The sequence below is a fragment of the Pantoea sp. LMR881 genome (assembly GCF_027157825.1).
Taxonomy (GTDB): domain Bacteria; phylum Pseudomonadota; class Gammaproteobacteria; order Enterobacterales; family Enterobacteriaceae; genus Pantoea; species Pantoea haifensis.
On sequence record NZ_JAPVOK010000005.1, the window covers coordinates 143,449 to 159,170 of the forward strand.

Annotated in this window: 23 protein-coding genes and 3 pseudogenes; 9 read left to right on the plus strand and 17 right to left on the minus strand. The window is 48.4% G+C overall.

The annotated features are described in order from the left end of the window. The first annotated feature begins 10 nt into the window (after window positions 1-10). From O3W44_RS22655 to O3W44_RS22690, 8 genes and pseudogenes are all read left to right on the plus strand, one after another. Window positions 11-1,045, plus strand: a complete 1,035-nt coding sequence (locus tag O3W44_RS22655) for a head processing protein (RefSeq protein ID WP_269294872.1) — start codon at window positions 11-13, stop codon at window positions 1,043-1,045. Between the two features lie 293 nt (window positions 1,046-1,338). Further along, window positions 1,339-1,668 (plus strand): hypothetical protein, encoded by a 330-nt coding sequence (locus O3W44_RS22660; protein ID WP_269294949.1) that lies wholly within the window; start codon window positions 1,339-1,341, stop codon window positions 1,666-1,668. Between the two features lie 17 nt (window positions 1,669-1,685). Further along, window positions 1,686-1,940 carry a hypothetical protein gene (locus O3W44_RS22665; protein ID WP_269294950.1) on the plus strand — a complete coding sequence of 85 codons (255 nt, stop codon included), beginning with the start codon at window positions 1,686-1,688 and terminating at the stop codon, window positions 1,938-1,940. A 152-nt stretch (window positions 1,941-2,092) separates the two neighbouring features. Continuing rightward, the gene (locus O3W44_RS22670) at window positions 2,093-2,443 is read left to right on the plus strand and encodes a hypothetical protein (protein WP_269294874.1); all 351 of its coding nucleotides are present in this window, start codon (window positions 2,093-2,095) and stop codon (window positions 2,441-2,443) included. 69 nt (window positions 2,444-2,512) lie between these two features. Continuing rightward, window positions 2,513-3,006: pseudogene (locus O3W44_RS22675) on the plus strand (glycoside hydrolase family 24 protein). A gap of 307 nt (window positions 3,007-3,313) precedes the next feature. After that, complete coding sequence (locus tag O3W44_RS22680; protein ID WP_269294951.1) at window positions 3,314-3,802, plus strand: hypothetical protein; 489 nt, start codon at window positions 3,314-3,316, stop codon at window positions 3,800-3,802. Window positions 3,803-3,805: 3 nt separating this feature from the next. Next, a complete protein-coding gene (locus O3W44_RS22685) occupies window positions 3,806-4,072 on the plus strand; it encodes a hypothetical protein (protein WP_269294952.1) in 267 nt (88 codons plus the stop codon). Window positions 4,073-4,152: 80 nt separating this feature from the next. Then, window positions 4,153-4,359, plus strand: coding sequence for a hypothetical protein (locus tag O3W44_RS22690; protein ID WP_269294878.1), 207 nt, complete (start codon window positions 4,153-4,155; stop codon window positions 4,357-4,359). Between the two features lie 570 nt (window positions 4,360-4,929). Here the strand turns inward: O3W44_RS22690 and O3W44_RS22695 are convergent. The 3 genes and pseudogenes from O3W44_RS22695 to O3W44_RS22710 form a co-directional block, all read right to left on the minus strand. Then, window positions 4,930-6,225: pseudogene (locus O3W44_RS22695) on the minus strand (hypothetical protein); the annotation flags it as partial. Between the two features lie 65 nt (window positions 6,226-6,290). Further along, complete coding sequence (locus tag O3W44_RS22705) at window positions 6,291-6,560, minus strand: hypothetical protein (RefSeq protein ID WP_269294955.1); 270 nt, start codon at window positions 6,558-6,560, stop codon at window positions 6,291-6,293. A gap of 136 nt (window positions 6,561-6,696) precedes the next feature. Next, a complete protein-coding gene (locus O3W44_RS22710; RefSeq protein ID WP_269294956.1) occupies window positions 6,697-7,149 on the minus strand; it encodes a hypothetical protein in 453 nt (150 codons plus the stop codon). 66 nt (window positions 7,150-7,215) lie between these two features. Between O3W44_RS22710 and O3W44_RS22715 the strand changes: the two genes are divergently transcribed. Then, window positions 7,216-7,353, plus strand: coding sequence for a hypothetical protein (locus O3W44_RS22715; RefSeq protein WP_269294957.1), 138 nt, complete (start codon window positions 7,216-7,218; stop codon window positions 7,351-7,353). 269 nt (window positions 7,354-7,622) lie between these two features. On the opposite strand, the gene O3W44_RS22720 is transcribed toward O3W44_RS22715, so the two are convergent. From O3W44_RS22720 to O3W44_RS22785, 14 genes and pseudogenes are all read right to left on the minus strand, one after another. Next, the gene (locus tag O3W44_RS22720; RefSeq protein WP_269294958.1) at window positions 7,623-7,976 is read right to left on the minus strand and encodes a hypothetical protein; all 354 of its coding nucleotides are present in this window, start codon (window positions 7,974-7,976) and stop codon (window positions 7,623-7,625) included. Window positions 7,977-8,109: 133 nt separating this feature from the next. After that, the gene (locus O3W44_RS22725; protein ID WP_269294959.1) at window positions 8,110-8,460 is read right to left on the minus strand and encodes a hypothetical protein; all 351 of its coding nucleotides are present in this window, start codon (window positions 8,458-8,460) and stop codon (window positions 8,110-8,112) included. After that, complete coding sequence (locus tag O3W44_RS22730) at window positions 8,457-8,912, minus strand: internal head protein (RefSeq protein ID WP_269294960.1); 456 nt, start codon at window positions 8,910-8,912, stop codon at window positions 8,457-8,459. The genes O3W44_RS22725 and O3W44_RS22730 overlap by 4 nt, the downstream gene beginning before the upstream one ends. 32 nt (window positions 8,913-8,944) lie before the next feature. Next, a complete protein-coding gene (locus O3W44_RS22735; RefSeq protein ID WP_269294961.1) occupies window positions 8,945-9,109 on the minus strand; it encodes a hypothetical protein in 165 nt (54 codons plus the stop codon). Between the two features lie 337 nt (window positions 9,110-9,446). Further along, on the minus strand, window positions 9,447-9,737 hold the full coding sequence (locus O3W44_RS22740) for a hypothetical protein (RefSeq protein ID WP_269294962.1): 291 nt from the start codon (window positions 9,735-9,737) through the stop codon (window positions 9,447-9,449). A 169-nt stretch (window positions 9,738-9,906) separates the two neighbouring features. Continuing rightward, window positions 9,907-10,131: a hypothetical protein gene (locus tag O3W44_RS22745; RefSeq protein WP_269294963.1), complete on the minus strand. Its 225-nt coding sequence runs from the start codon at window positions 10,129-10,131 to the stop codon at window positions 9,907-9,909. 438 nt (window positions 10,132-10,569) lie between these two features. Then, window positions 10,570-10,758: a hypothetical protein gene (locus O3W44_RS22750; RefSeq protein WP_269294964.1), complete on the minus strand. Its 189-nt coding sequence runs from the start codon at window positions 10,756-10,758 to the stop codon at window positions 10,570-10,572. After that, window positions 10,736-10,999, minus strand: a complete 264-nt coding sequence (locus O3W44_RS22755) for a hypothetical protein (RefSeq protein ID WP_269294965.1) — start codon at window positions 10,997-10,999, stop codon at window positions 10,736-10,738. Before O3W44_RS22755 ends, O3W44_RS22750 begins: the two co-directional genes overlap by 23 nt. Before the next feature lie 236 nt (window positions 11,000-11,235). Next, on the minus strand, window positions 11,236-11,436 hold the full coding sequence (locus O3W44_RS22760; RefSeq protein WP_269294966.1) for a hypothetical protein: 201 nt from the start codon (window positions 11,434-11,436) through the stop codon (window positions 11,236-11,238). Between the two features lie 436 nt (window positions 11,437-11,872). After that, window positions 11,873-12,205 (minus strand): annotated as a pseudogene (locus tag O3W44_RS22765) (hypothetical protein); the annotation flags it as partial. A 409-nt stretch (window positions 12,206-12,614) separates the two neighbouring features. Then, complete coding sequence (locus O3W44_RS22770; RefSeq protein ID WP_331283460.1) at window positions 12,615-12,941, minus strand: hypothetical protein; 327 nt, start codon at window positions 12,939-12,941, stop codon at window positions 12,615-12,617. Between the two features lie 443 nt (window positions 12,942-13,384). Further along, entirely contained in the window at window positions 13,385-13,738 is a 354-nt protein-coding gene (locus O3W44_RS22775) for a hypothetical protein (protein WP_269294968.1), read from the minus strand. Window positions 13,739-14,358: 620 nt separating this feature from the next. After that, window positions 14,359-14,601 (minus strand): hypothetical protein, encoded by a 243-nt coding sequence (locus O3W44_RS22780; RefSeq protein WP_269294969.1) that lies wholly within the window; start codon window positions 14,599-14,601, stop codon window positions 14,359-14,361. Between the two features lie 429 nt (window positions 14,602-15,030). Next, on the minus strand, window positions 15,031-15,204 hold the full coding sequence (locus O3W44_RS22785; RefSeq protein WP_269294970.1) for a hypothetical protein: 174 nt from the start codon (window positions 15,202-15,204) through the stop codon (window positions 15,031-15,033). Window positions 15,205-15,722: the final 518 nt, after the last annotated feature.

Here is a 15,722-nt window from a genome sequence, read left to right on the forward strand (position 1 = left end):
AGGGGAAATCATGGGTAAAGAAAAGACCCTTCGTACAGTTACAGACAGCTTTTCACTGGTGGATAACATCAGAAAGCACACTGCTCAAAACGGGCGCAAATATATTGTTGCTGCGGTGCGGGCCACGCTTGCATTACCAGAAGTAAAAGAGCGAATCGCGCTGGGTGAAATGTTCGGATATTACGGGCACACCAACCGCGCTTTGTACCATAGAGAAACCGGCAGTCTGGATTTGCCTGAATCCTGCACGGTTACAATTGACGGACAAAAGGTTGTTCTTCAGAACGTACCATCAAACCGCACGTTAGCTATTTCAATTGATGACAACGGCATCGTTGAGCATACGCAGGAAATTCTTGATACAGAGCCTGGGCGCATAGTGGATGCAATGGATCGCTCAATGGCTGGCGGCTGGTCATGGGCAACTAAAGGCAGCGATCACCCTACTCAGTCATATGTAAAAGGCTTTAGCGGCGTTGATTATGTCCATACGCCAAATTATCCAAGCTTGAGCCGAAGCCATGCCATGCTCGAAAGCGTCACAAACGTGGACCAGTGGCGCGTTGAAAGCCTTATTAACGCTGGATACAGTGCTGAAGCTGCGATGGCTCTGCTTTCTCATATGGACATCATGAAGCGCGAGGACGCAATGTATGAAACTGCGCATCGCGTGGCTGGGTATGAGTCTGAAATGTTGATGATGCAGGGGCAATTATTAGATTTGCAGGAACTCTGTCGTAATCAGGTTGCCATGCTTGAAAGTGCAAATGCAATGCAGGAACGCCGTGAGAAAATGATGGATATGGCATCGCGTGTACTGCCGGTCTTTATGTCTGAAAAGCAAAAAAACGCCCTTCTGAATTTGGGTACGCCTGAGCACTTAGAAGAGGTAGCCGCAATGTTTGAGTCTATCAATGGAGGTGGATTATCATCGCTTCCGCTGGGAAACAATAACGTTCCCCACGTACCGGCTCCGGCCCCAAGCCGCCATGTAACATTAGGCACACCGCCTATCATCACCCCTCACGGTATGAGTCTACTCTAAGCCGCCAATCTATCCCTGATCATGCGATCAGGGATTCACTTAAAGACTGTTTATAAGATCAGGTGATCGATAAAAAAATACTCATCTGGTATTAATCTAACAACAAACAGTTTGTCATTAGATTAATAGACAAATATGATTCGCGCAGTTGCGGGATCTGAGATTGATCTGAATTTCGGACGAAAAAAACGCCAGATTAACTGACGCTTTCTCCGCAGAACTGCTTTATCTGCTTGCTGTTATTGGCCCGCCAGCCTCACAGCAACCTTTCGACTACTGAATCTAAGGTTTGTATGAACATCGTAATGCCCATGCCCGCAATTTTATCGCAGGCGACCACACCTGACAATAATTTGACCGGCGAAAAATCGGTTCCAGTCGTAAAAAAATCAAGAACTTCTGCAAATCCCTATATTCGCGCCGGTAACGTCACCGGGATCGCGCTGGAATTCTTTGTTCGTCAGATGGCTTCGCGCTTTATCACTCGTACTGCCTCTGATTTTCTGACGAAGATTTGTAACGTTGCGGCAGCATCTGAGGCATACCAGCTCTATTACAGCAAAGCCACGATGGCCACAAAGCGGATGTTTGTGCCAAAAGCGTTCAACGTTACATGCGAGTGATTGAGGCAAGCGGGATTATGACCCGTACTACCGTGACCGACAGTATTAAAGGCCACCAGCCAAATGTTTATACCTTCGCACCGGAATTCATCGCAGCAGCGCGCTCATTTTTCACCGAGCAATTGTCACCGGCAAGCATTAAAAACCTTCGCACTATCGCTCAGGCTGAACTGTCAAAACTGGTAGATAAGGCTCTGGCACCTTTTAAAAAAACATTTCGCAAGATCCTATCTCTCGATGCGGCTAAAGCTTTTTTTAAAGCGTCCCCATAGGACAGATTGTCCCGTCATCCCCAGGTCAAAATGACCCACAAGAAGTAGTTGTTAACAAACCAGAAAAAGAAAATAAAAACCTTCCTCGCACTGGCTCGGAAAAGCTTCATTCCATTTTAAGGAATTCTTTAACAGGCCAGGAACGCAAGGCTATGACCAACAAAGCCCTGACGGAAACCCGCCAAAAGCGTGAAGAAGAAGCGGCTCAGCTAACTCGCGCTGCATACCTCCGCAGAAAACACGTTCAATCTAAAGCTGTATCCACAGACGACGAACTGGAAGCGATGGGGTGGAATACCGGCAAAACTCCTAAGACTCAGAAACGCACTGAACAACGCTCTACACAACGCGCTCCACAGACCAGCTACAACAGTAACCGGTTCGAATCAGCAAACCGTGAACACGATGCAGCTCTTGAATTGGCAAAGGCTAACGCCCAAAAGAATCCTGAAATCATTAGCGGCCATCTGAACAGAATTCGTGACATGTTTAAAGGCCGCTAACCGGTCCTAAAACTCACTTTTAATAGCATACGCGGCGGCAATTTTGCCGATATGACAATGAGTTGAGTTATGACCGATATTTCGAAAGCGAACCGTAAAGCCGCATTAGACGTGATTGCATTTTGTGAAGGCACCAGCACCAGTCCTTTCACTCGCAACAATGGCTATGACGTGATCGTGACGGGTTTGGGCGAAAAAGGTGAAGTTTTTACTGACTACCGAGATCACCCGTTTGCTAATGGCCGTCCCAGCAAGGTATGGAGCAAATCAGGCGCAACATCAAATGCAGCCGGTCGTTATCAACAAATGTACCGCTGGTGGCCAGCCTATAAAAAACAGCTTGGCCTGCCGGATTTTAGCCCGGCCTCGCAGGATCGTCTTGCTCTGCAAATCATTCGTGAGCAAAAGCCCTTACAGATGTTGATCGTGGCGATATGAAAGCCTTTGCTGAGAAATGCTGTGATATTTGGGCATCCCTGCCAGGTTCTCCACATGGCCAGCCGACAAAATCACTGGCGGTCATTCAGCAGAAATTTCTAGAGTTTGGTGGCATTGTTGCTTAACTCTTTGGGGCCGGATGGCCCCACTGGCTTTAGTTGTAGTCCCTGCTTCAAACGCCTAAAGGCCCTGGCTCTTAAAAGCTTAAAAGTATTCGCTTAACCATCGCGTAACTTCCTCAGTTAACTCTTAATCTGTTTTTCTAATAGAAAATTGATTGGCAAGAGTCAGTCCTATATGCTGGAATCATGATCATTAAACTAATTGATAATTATTTGGCAGTGCGCCTCTAACCGTAACAGAATCCATGCGTGTGATGGATATACTCACAAGGGTTATTGCACCCCTTTCATCAATAAAGACTGAGGGACTATGAGAGACGGGATCGACGATACACTGGCGAAAATGCGCAGGTTAGCGATTGAGATAAGCCAAATGGTCGCCGCGCAAGAAGGGATTGATATTATTCCACGGGATTACGCTGCTTTACTGGATAAAGCGGATGAGATTTTTAGTGCCGATAACGTGTTGCTGGCGCTTGAACAGATGGACCGATGGAAAAATATTGCGCTTAATCAGAACGTAGCAACACTTTTTCATGCCGGTTATTTGTGCGGGCATGAAGCTGGTTCGAAGGTAATGCACTTCTTACGCAGGAGGAAATTCTTCACCTTCTCCCCGACATTTTGGACAGCGAAAACATCAAACTTCGTTAACACAAACGGCCTGCATACAGCACTACACATTCAACCCGGCGAATACCGGGTTTCTATGTCTATTTTTCTAATAATTAATTGTGTTTCAAATATTTCCGTTGTACAGTCGCTGGATAATGTCTATTTATCTAATAGGAAAATGTAAGGTATGTCCGACACGCAACTAGCGTCAGTGCCGGTAGCTACTCAATTGTGGGATCTGGCTAAGGTAGACACTGCGAACGCCCCGCTATTACGTCAGGCATATAACCTGATTGAAGTGCATAAATCATTACTCAATCAGGTTGTAATTAATGCAACTGCATTAGGTTTTGAAGGAAATGATATCGAAGGCGCATTAGTCTTTTTGCAGGCGCTGACTGACGATTCGAAAGACTTCAAACTCTTGCAGAAAGATTTACGGGCGCCTTCCTAGTTAAACAAAAAGTAGCAGACGTGGCGGCGATCCTCCGCACTACCTGACGAAAAGAGCATCCTAACGAAAGGCTAAAAATTATGATGACAATCGCGCAAAACAACCAATTAGAGCGTTACCGCAACTTGTTATTGTCTAAGGGTTTTAAAATAACCGCTGACCGCCGCGCCATCCGACCCGACGTTGAAATAACTTCCAACGGCAGAGAGTGGATATGCAATGACCTGATTAAAAAGACAACTAAGAAAAATGATGATTTAGGCCGCATGTTGCGCGCGGGCGTGTAACCAAGACCAGAAACAGTAAACCCGCCAATTGGCGGGTTTTTTAGTATTAATCGGGAAATGGTTTACTTTGAAACGCAATTATTCCCTTGGTAACGCCAGTTCGTTATAGCTCCGTTTACTACCTCAAAAGTTGTAGTGCAAGACATAGCCACATTCATCGCGGGCGTACCGCCATAAGCGTTAGTATAGGCAGTATTACCTATCAAAGTTGTTTGATAAGTTGGGAGGTTCCTGGCAAGTACATGTTTGATGAGTTTGAATAAACAAGAAATTTATGTCCTTCAGTTTCATATGCTTGCTGTGGAGGCCCCATGCCTGAATCAAGCTTATTTCAGATGAGCCAAGCCAGGTATTCAGTGCAGCCTTATATTTGCTTTCTGTGGCACAACTGGTCACTAAAAAGCACATAAGAATGATCGAAACGAATCTGAACTTCATTAAAAATGCGACCCTCTAAAACGGACTGAAATATATAGACACTTTATCCCAACCAGGAATAATCTTAAAGCTACTCTTTGATATGGAACTTTAAGCATCCCAAATATGCGTTTTTAATATCTATTCATGTCAAAACAGTCCGCCTAAGCCGGTGCCCCCTTCTGCCTCAAGTTCATCCGATACCTGTCGCAAAATGTCCTGAAGCGATACATCACCGCCGCCAAACATGTCGCCCATTGCCTGCTGCTGGTGGGTAAGTTCGAATTAATTTTATCGGCCAGTAGCTTAAAAGCTTTGCCCATTCGCTTCGCTGAACGGTTGTTATCAACGATAAAAGCGCCAGCGCCTTTGCTTCATCGCTGGCATTTTCGAACATACCTAATTGAGCGATCACATCTTTAATATGCTGGCCTGTTTCCTTTGCCTGGCGAACCAAATCGACTGCCTCTTTGAGCGCGCCGAGCGCCTTCTTATCGAGGCTGGCAACGTCTTCAGTTCCATCCACCAGCGTGCTCACCGTTTCTTTGTGTACATCGCCGGAAAGGATCTGCATTTGGGCAAAATCATTCGCTGCTGTATTAAGCGCAGTCAGGACGTTACGCATATCCGGGTCAGGTTCCTCGGACACCATTTTCACAAGGCGTTCGTCTTTATACGCTTTGGCGAAAATGCTGTTTTGTAATCGGTCAATTAACTGGCGTGTAGGCCTGCCGTCTTCTGTCAGCAAACCTGCCGCTGCCGTTGCGCCAATCTGCGTAACGAAAGCTCGAATAAAACCATCGTTTGACCGTGCAAGCAGATCACCACTTTCTGAAGGTTGAAACAACTTCATCATATCCGGGGTAATGCTTTCCGCATCCACGAAAGCTTTTTCACTGGCTGACATTTCTTGCAGATCCGACAAATTACTGTCTTTTGCAAATTGCGCCCTGTCCACATCTGTGAGGCGCTCACGCACTAACAAGGGCCTTTGCATGGATTTTACATCTGCGGCTGAAATACCGTAGCTGCGGGCGTTCTTAATGAGGAATTCACGATAGTTATCAGCCTTGCCTTCTGCATAGGCCCGAATAATCCCCATTGTGCGACCGTTACCGGATTCGACAACATTATCCGGTCCGACAATAGGTGATCCGTGGCTGGACAGACCTGAATCAGTCAATTGCGCCGGTCGAAGAGATCGGGAAATGTTGTTCACTTGGGTTTGCTGGAAAAGCGAGTGCGATCTCGCGGTTGAAGTTCCTGCGGATAGTTTTCGTTTATGCGCCCATCCTGATGATTGGACACAAGCAGATCATTAGCATCCACCAGCTTGAATCGGGTTTTAACTTCATCCCCTTTGGCCGTCACCACGAATGAACTGCGTCCACGATTGAATGCCTGACGAATAACGGCAATAAGCGACTTAACGGTCGGCGCGCTCTGGATTTGTTGTAATACGGTTTGCTGCATATTCACCACCAAAAGCCCGACATTGCGCCGGGCATAAATTATCAGGCCGCTTCCGGGTACTTTTCGCGTAACCAGTCTGAAGCCCCGCCCAACACGTCATCCATTGTCAGGAAAATATCGAGATACGGCTCCAGTTGAGTTAACGTCTGAGTGAAATCATCGCTGTCTTGAGTGACGTAATCACCATTCAAAAACGCCGCCACGATTTCAGGTTTGGCGGGTTCTGGCGGCTCAGAGTCATTAGCAGTTGCTGGTGGCGTGGTTTCGTTTGCTGCCGGGGGTGGTATTGTCTGCGGCAGTATGACTTCCATAACCTAACTGAATTAACAGAGCGTTAATCTGCCGCCCGATAGTAATTTTGCGTAAGCCGGTTGCGCCGTTTGCGTCCAGAATCAACGGGTTTAGTTGGCGACCGAGGCGGATTTTTTTCTAAGGCGGTTAAAGCCATTAGTTGCCTCCTTGCGCCACGGCTACAGACAGGCTAACGAGATGATCGGCTACGTGATTCAGTAAATCTTCATTCTCATCCATCTGGCCCGCGTTGGTCAGCGTAGCGGCAATGTCTTCCACCTTCGCCAGTTCAGCGTCAATGCTGGCCGGATCGGTTGACTGGAAGGAAAGCAGCCCGTGAAGGTAATCAATACCTGCCTGTGCGGCTGTATCGGCTTCGTTCAATGGTGCTTCCTCTTCTTCCTGCTGATGCTCAGCGGCGTTGTTTAGTTCTTCCACCTTCGGGATACGCTTGCCAGTGCTCATCGCTTCATTAACGGCGGTCAGATATTCAGGCGTGGCATGTTCTGACACATAATTCGCAATCTCATCCATCTGGCGCGAGTCATAACCCAGGGCATGGCCCCATGCGCTTACGAGGTCCCATGCCCAACCGATTAAATCACCCACTTTTTCGCTGCAATAGCAGACGGATCAGTCGCTCCGGCTCTTCGAAATCTGGAGTGCCATCAGGCTGTGTCTGTGAATTTTGGTGCTCCCGGCTATCGTTCACAGCGCCGTTTTCCGGCTCAATTACAGCCGATTGAGTGTCAGATTCTGCCGCTGCTGCTTCCGGTCGGACCGCTGCTGGCACGCTGTCATACAATTCTCTGAAGGTATCAAACGTGGTTTTCCGCTGGTGCGTGCGAGCACGCGCAAAGGCCATTGCTCCCCCGCATCTTTCACTGACTGCGGTTGTTTATCCCAATCCGGCGCGTTGAATTTAAGGTACTGGCTAATGAAATTTTTATCAGTGGCTTCAGGATTATCGAGTTTGAAATTAGCAATTAGCGGGGTAAGTTCATCCCATATCGCGCGCGCATCAGATGGGGCTGTAATAGCCTGGAAGTCCACCAGCTCGTAATCGTAAACTTTGGTTTCGCTTAGCGGCTCTGCATATGCAACAACGCCCCAGCGGTAATCATTTTGTTTACGCCCTTGTGCTGTATGACGGGTAAACTTTTCGCCTCTTCTACAGGCCACTGCTCAACAGCGCCGCGCGGTTTCCAGTTCGGACGCGCTTTCATTCCGTAATAAAACAGATTTGTTTTACTGGCGTCGTCTGTAGTGCCGGTGTTGCCCGATTGTTCAGTATATTGGCTTGCTTCAGATGGCGGGAACATATCAAGGTAGATTGCCTCAAACCATGCCTGCTGCGTAGGTTGGTCGCCTTCAACATCGCCGGTTGCAGGCACGTTCGGAAATGCCGCTTTCAGGCGCGGCATCCAGTCATCCATGCTCAAACTGCCTTCGCCGCTGCGTTTCAATGGATTCGGATCAGACGCCGTGCCCATCGTGCGATAGAACCAACGGTAAAAGTCGTAGGCATCCGTAATGTTCGCACTTGCACCTACAAAGGCTTTCAGGTTGTCACGATCTGTTGCTGCGGTTTGCTTTGCGATATCGGGGGCGGATGATTCTGGTTCCGCTTATCAGAATTGCTAATTTCTGCGGGCTTGTCTTCTGGCGCTGGTGGCTGATTGCCTGCTTCAATTCCCTGATTTGCCTGCTTAGAAGCCTTTTAGCCTTGAGATCGGCAATCTGCCGTTCCAAATCGCCATTGGATTTTTTGATGCGATTCAGCGCGGCGTTGGTTTTCTTAAGTTGTCTATCAAGCGCGGGCTGCGCATCACGTAGAGCATCAGCTTTAGCCATTTCTTCTGCTGCCTGTGCTTCCAGCTTATTCGCTTCATCCTCTGCGCTCTCTGCGCTGGCTTTCAACTTGCTGTGCGTCTCTTGCAGTTTCTGGAATTTGGCAGGTTTCGCTCGATGAGATTCGACAGAGTTTGCGCCGTCTGGTCCAGCGACATATCGCGACCGCCAATCGGTGCGACAACATGTGTCACATCACGCTTGTTAAGAAGAAACTTAAACGCAACCAGCGCATCACTACTAACCAGCTTCGCGCCGTCTGCGGTCGGACTGTGAAAAATAAGTGAAACGCTCTGACCATCGGTGCAAGGGATTTTTGCAGTCATGACCGGCACGCCGGACACCTTACGCACGTTGCCAATCATCGCGCCGCCAACAACCGCTAATCCGGTTTCGTCCGTACCGGCATCATGGGTGCCTGCTGTAATGCCAGTGCCGTTTAAACCGCGATTTAGAACACGCACAAAAGCGCGCATGGTTTGTGCCAGGCGCTGTTTAGTGGTGCTGACGGCTTCGAACATCGCCGTTTCGCCTGCATCAGTTAAATGCTCGCCTAAATACGTGTGTTCGATGTCTTCAAGCGTGGTCGGCTCAAGTAAAGTGCGTCTTCGTCATCTGACATCAGACTGTCAATCTGCGTATCGCTCAGCGGCTTTACGTCATAATCAGCGCGATCGCAAATGGCGATGCCGTTTACTGGATGGTAAGGATTAATCATCGTCTTTCTGCCCCTGCAATTGCTCTAATTCACCCTTTGGCTGACGGTTGCGCGCCTGCTCAGACTTCAGTTCGGTCTTTGCCGTTTCCATCTTCGTTCGGGTGCTTGTCGCTGCCTGCTCACGCTCAGCGTAAAACTGCTGTACGGTCTGGATATTGGCTTTAGCGGCGTCAATACGGGCGTTCTGCTCAGCCAGGCGCTGCGCATTAGATTTAACGGCGGGCTTCTTTGATTGGCCATCCTGCGGCTTAGCAGCACGCGCCAGTTGCGCTCAGTGATTTTGCGAAGGTATTAGCGTTGGCCTTGATGGCATCAGCAATAACCTTTGCCAGTTCACTCAGATTTGCGCGCCGGTATAGGGAACGGCTTTCTTGTTAAGGCTGATTGCGGAGACGTCGCCAGTGTCGTTTACCTGTACCGTGACTTCTTGCTCATCCATTACTTTGAGGCCAAACGTGCGCATGGCCACGCCATCTTTACGGCGTGCGGTGCCAGCCTGGATGATTTTGGCAATCTCTACACCACTTCTCTCAATCGCCTTTTTAAGTGGTGTCAGGCCACGCTCGTTTAGATTGTTATAATCAAGAAGATGGTATTGATTACCGTTCTTCGAATTGAGATTAATCATCTGCTATCACCACCTTGTCGGCAGGCAGATAAAATTCTTTTCCTGTGTAGTCTGGATTGGAAAAAGGCGATAAAGCGGATTTACGCGGCAGTCGCCGTGCGTCATGCGCACCTGCAAAACCCAATTACCTGCCTTAAGATATTTGCGACTGAAAAAAGGTATTCACGCGCTACGCCTTTTTTGGAAAAAACAGGGATCGCGTTTTGCCAGTGATTACCGTTGAAGGATCGTTTTTGTCGCGAAGACAATACTCAACCTGCGCGCCTTTAATGTTCGAGCGCGAGGTTTTAAAACTGACGGGGAAACGAATAACGTTATCGTCGTCCTGATATTCCTCTTCACCAATATCACTTATAACAGCTTGCTTACGCTTCCAGCCCGTAGCGGTCAGCAAGCGCCGCCTGTAATCACAATCCCTAAAAAAACCTCACGGATCACTGGGCCCCTTCTTAATGAAAATCGCCTGAATGGCCTGTAAAAACATGTCCTTACCCTTCGTCACTGTCTCGACCGTTATTGCTCGCCAGGAGTACCGACGGGAAAAAGCGCCTCTTCCCATTGGTAATGAGCCGCCGCGGAAATACGCAGTTGCCCCGGAAACAAACGCAACGCTTAGTTCGGTGAAAAAAATTCAGCCAGTCCCGTTTAATCCTTTCCTCTCGCACCCCCTGTAAGAAAACAGCTACGCCGCTTAGCAGGGATAGCAGCGCCGCAATAGCGATTGTGTTTATGCTGCTGTACACAATCTTTCCTCCATCGAATAAGCTGCGGCGCGAGGTTAACAAAAGTGACTTTTGCGGAAGCGAGTAGAATTTCAGGCGTAAAAAGGGGCCTATTGGCCCCCATAGAAGTTTGTTTTATTCGGCGCTACTGGCTGCTTCAGCTTCAGTATTTTCACTCTCAGCTTGTTAGTCTGCTCTGTCACTGTTTCTTCTGCCGTTTCGTCTTCTGCTTCCAGTTCAGGCGGCACATATACGCTGAAAGTGCCGGTTGCTTCGTCATAAAGCATTCCGGCTCGCATACTGTGTTTTCTTCCAGCGCCACCAACGTGTAACCCGGCATGACAAACGTATCAGGCATGAGTCAGTATGCTTTGCACCAGCGCGGGCAGACAACACCATTGCTTTGCGTAGGAAAGGAACTTGGGCGACTTCTTCCTCTTTCATATCTTCTGCTGCATCCAAATTTTCAACCGGCGCAATTGTTGCTACATCACCTACACCATTCTGGTTTCCATCGTTTACTATTTCTAAATCACTCATCTTGTACTCTTTATGAAATTACAACTTTGTGAACCTTCGCCGTTATATGCGTAGTTACCAAACAATTTCATTTGTCTGTTTTCTGGCATGTCATTTAGGGTCTATTTCCCAAACGTCATATCCTTCAACGGGTATAAACTTCATAGCGTCATTCTCAAACGCACCAATTTGACCGTCTGTGAAAGTAGCAACAATCGCCCCCATTTGTTATCTTCGTTCGTCGTACCAATCGCGGCCTAAGTTATCAACAAAACAAGTAACTGGCGTTCCTGGGTATCCTGTTTTTGGATCGGCGGAAATGCTTTATCGTGCAACTTCAAACCAACATATTTAACGCCTTTAAATGATCTTTTGCTGCCGTCATTATGCAAAATCTCAACACCAAACTGAGCACCGCTAATTTTTCGGCCAATTAATTGCCTAAAATAAATACCCATTTACGACCATCATTATAATCTGAATTTAAACCTGTCATTACACAGCCCGCTGGGCGTTCCAGGCTCCAATCCAGTCTCCTGCTTTAAATTGCTGACCACCACGGCCAAATCTGACATGGCATTACTGTTTGAGTTGCTCTCTATAGATGCAAGGCGATTACTAAGCCAACCGCCCCAAACAGAACCGTATACATTTCCATCACTATTAAGATAAGGCTCCATTACCCCGTATATACGACGCCTTTGCAATACTATTCCGCCAGGCTGAAAGCGTGCAACGACGTTATTACAATAAACATCCAGTAAGCCAGCTCCAGGGCTTACGAATCCCCGTGTCAGGTCGCCTATATTCAGAGATGCAGTTGTTGACGCAAAGTACCCGTCCCTGCGTTACCTACGCTTAAAGAGTTAGCAATAGTCATTTTGCCTGAAACGTTCACAGTGCTGGCAAATGCCGCGCCACCTGAAACGGTGAGCGAATTACCGAGGAGCTTGCGGCTCCAGTGACCTCTGGGTTGCCGATCACTTTTGCGCTATTACCCAAGTTACCAATCCCGATGAAGAGCAACTGTGATGGGCCGTAGGGATTATAGTTACCTTGCGGATCACCACTATCAGTAAGTAGAACGTAATAGTTTGAGCCATAATTGCGGTGAATAACGCCATACGTGCCGTTTGCCATGCGCACGTTGTTGCCATTTACGTTTGAGATAATTTCGCCGGGCGCGGTAATAGAACCACCTACCGTAAGATTGGCAGGCATGATCCAATTATCGCTGGTGTCCTTTCTTAATAACCAGCCGCTATTTGTGGTGTCCCAAAGCCAAAATTACCTGCGGATGAATAGTTTGCAGCAATGATAGGCTTAAATTGTCGGATGAACTGAACATGATGCAGCTATCGTGACAGTTAGCATTGATGATGCCGTTGAAATTTACCGCTCCGCTAAATGTTGCATCACCGGTAAAGTAATCGTACCGGCGCTGCCATCAAGATTTATTCCAGCCGTTGTCTTAATTGAATCATTGTTGGCATTAAGGAATACTCTTCCGCCCCCACCTTTAAGAGCATAGGTACTGAGATAGCCTAATTACGCCCCCGTACCCCAACTGTCTGAATCAGTCATACCGTAACAAACAGTACTCGCCCGATTTCAGTATCAGATGATGGTGCGGATGTCATTCGGTACGGCTAAACGATTGATAACCTGGTGCGTTAGCACGCTGGAACATCTGTCGATAGCCTAATGTCAAGCTGGCATTAAATGGACCACCTCCTTTCACTTCTAATCCCGGCTGAACCAACAGTAACTCCACCTGGAAGTTCATATTGGTTACGTTACTGTTGCCGGTTCCATCCGCGCCTAGCATGAGCCATTTATTGCTGGTGTTGTTTGAGGTAACATTATCCGTACCATTGCTCGACTGGCCTAAATACCAGTGGGCAGTACCGTCACTTTTTTGGCCGCGCAAATAGTATGAACTGTCAGCCGTTTGTGGCTTCAAAATTAGAGCGTTGACGTTGGCATTGAATAAACCAAAGTTACTAACAGTCAGGAACCGTCATTTCCAAAGATTGCAGCGGTTGTGGGTGTAGTGGTGCCTTTGGGGTGTAGTCCAAAATGCGAATTTCGCCGCCTGAACCTGTCGCAGTAGTGTCTTCAGAAGTATAAAAATCAATTCGTCCTAAAGTCTGGTAATCGGCTCCATCACTAGCAGAACCCATAAGAGTAAATACGTTTTACCCTTACTCATCTGCCCATGATTACCGAGTGTACCCATAGAACGCGTACCGGAAATACCTGGCGCGAATCCAGCAGTCGAATAACTGTATCCCTGTAAGGCCATTAGCGATTCGCCATTGCCAGTCAGACCAGCAAGCCGTACTTTAGGCATGTATCGGTTATTATTAGATGCGTACTGCAAAGTGTTTGGCCCCGGAGACCAATTCAGTAGCCGTGGCCAGTGAAGTCATATTTCCGCTCAAAATAGCTGAGCCAGCCACGGTAATATCCCCAGCAAAAGCAGCCGCTTTGAAACAGTCGAGAATCACCTATTGAAAGCGCACCGGTTGTGGTAATTCCACCAGCCTGAATAGCCATTGTGCTGGTAGATAGCGTTGAACCGCTTACAACAATTGCGCCCGTTTTAGTGCTCGCTGCACCAGAGTAAAGTAATCTGCGTACTTGCTGCGTCTGTGCTTTGATAACCCAGATCAAGATAACGTGCTGCGCGAAGCGAGTAGGCCAAATAACTAATCCACTGACATTTAATGTGCCGCTTAAGGCTGTGTTTCCCGCCACACTCAACGCGCCGGTTGCATTGACGGTTGATGCACCTAGCGTGACAAGGTTAGCGTCCCAGATCAATGAAAAGCGGTTAGATGGTTTTGAAGCGTTACCACATCCCAGTTGATGCGCTTTGGCCTAAATACCAGTGATTCGTAGCATCATATTTTTGCCCGCGAAGATGATAGGTGGAATCTTTCGTGGCAGGTTTTAATCAGTAGTGACATACCTGAAGGGTAAATGCACCATAGCCATTAGCAGTTACGTTTCCACCTACCGCAAGCGTGCTCGCTAGTGCTGTTGCACCTGTAACGTAGTGAATCCCGATACTTTCTGCACCGGCTGCGGAGAATGCTTACCGTTCGTGCTCAGTGCGCCGATTAAGCTGAAGAACCAGCGCGTACCGTCATCGCTAGCTTGCCCGTGGGGCTACCACCCACGACATTGATATAGACCTGTTAACGTATTATCACTGGCGGAGCCGAAATTTAACTGGCGAGTATTAAGATGCGCCGCATGGTAGCCAGCATCAATACCGTAGACGCCCGTACCCGGTTGAAATAGCCATTACCATCAGCTTTCACGTCGCCCTGAAAAGTCGCGCCACCTTTTACATCTAACGTATCTGTCCAACGTCAGCGCACCTGTAACGGTACCACCAGCCAGCGGCAGGGGGGTGATTTACCGGCTTTGACGGTTAACAAACGCGTTTCGCGAAGTATCGTGAATGTCGTGCGGATTGGCTCACGCCGCAGATACTGATAACGTTTAGTGATATCAATTTGCGAAGCGGCCACGCTCTTTGCGCCCCGCTTCAAGTGGCCGTCCGCCGCAATCTCGATGGCATTTACCGGAATGTCGCTTTCCAGCGTAAACAACCCGGAATAAAGCGGCTTCCTGCGTGGCGGTGCTGTCTACCTGCTTCGTCAGTACGCCTGCCCGTATACCTCAAGAATGACAAGTTCGTTTTGCCAGCGGCCAGCGCCCCTGGTTGCGCATTTAGTAGCTGGACAGTGATCTGGAAATTATCGACGTTAACCGACGCAACGCCGGGTTTAGTACAATCCAAGTTCACGGTAACATTCGGACCGGTGCCGGCACCACGGTATAACCCACGGTACCCACCAGCGCCGAAAATTCCAAATGCCTTACGGTTGAGCGCAGAAGATCCGAATTGCTCCGGGTATTGTGCGCTCAGCTACGAGGCCAGTTTGTGCATTGGCGGCGACGACTGCAACGCCGCCTAAAGCTGTTACAGCGGCCATCAGTTTGCCCTCTGGTCAATAGTGAGTTTGGCCGTAAAGCTTCTACCCTGGTAGAGCGTGTCTTGCTGGCAGCACAACCACGGCGAATGCTTTATCATCAGCATCAAGCAGCATTAGAGTGTTGAAGTCATAAGCGGTATCAGCGGGCAGCACTGCATCCTGTAACGTCGCCGTCACGGTAATCAGTCCTTCATCAGCAGTACAAATGAGTTCCACTTCAGCAAACTTGAGTCCTGCAGATCGCTCAGTGAATACTTCAGTGGGATTTCCGCCGCGGTCCAGCCACCAGCCGGATTTTCGTTACCAGTGCCGATGTGCCAAAATACGCCTTCACGTGGCTAAACCGATTACCCAAGCCGATTTCTGATTCAGCGCGGCGTGTATAAAAATAATCAAGCAGTGCGGCGCGAAGGGTTTCCCCGCGCCAGTCACCGCCGTAATAGCAGCCATATAAAATCACCTTTAACGTGTGTGGGCGGATGGCGAGCAGTTAAAAAAAGTGAGTTATGGCGGAGGTAAGTAGCCCGCCAGGCAACAGGCCGAAGACTGGTTAGTAAGTATCGCGAAAAAAGGTGCTTTTGATGTTTGCGCCGAGGATAAGCGTGATCGGCAAAATTACGCTGGTGGACCGTCCGGGAAGTTAAACCCGTCAATATTGCCGTCCGTGAATTCAACTTCACACCCACGAAAACCCAGTGTTTGCAGTGTGTGGCCACGCCATCAGCAACGATTAA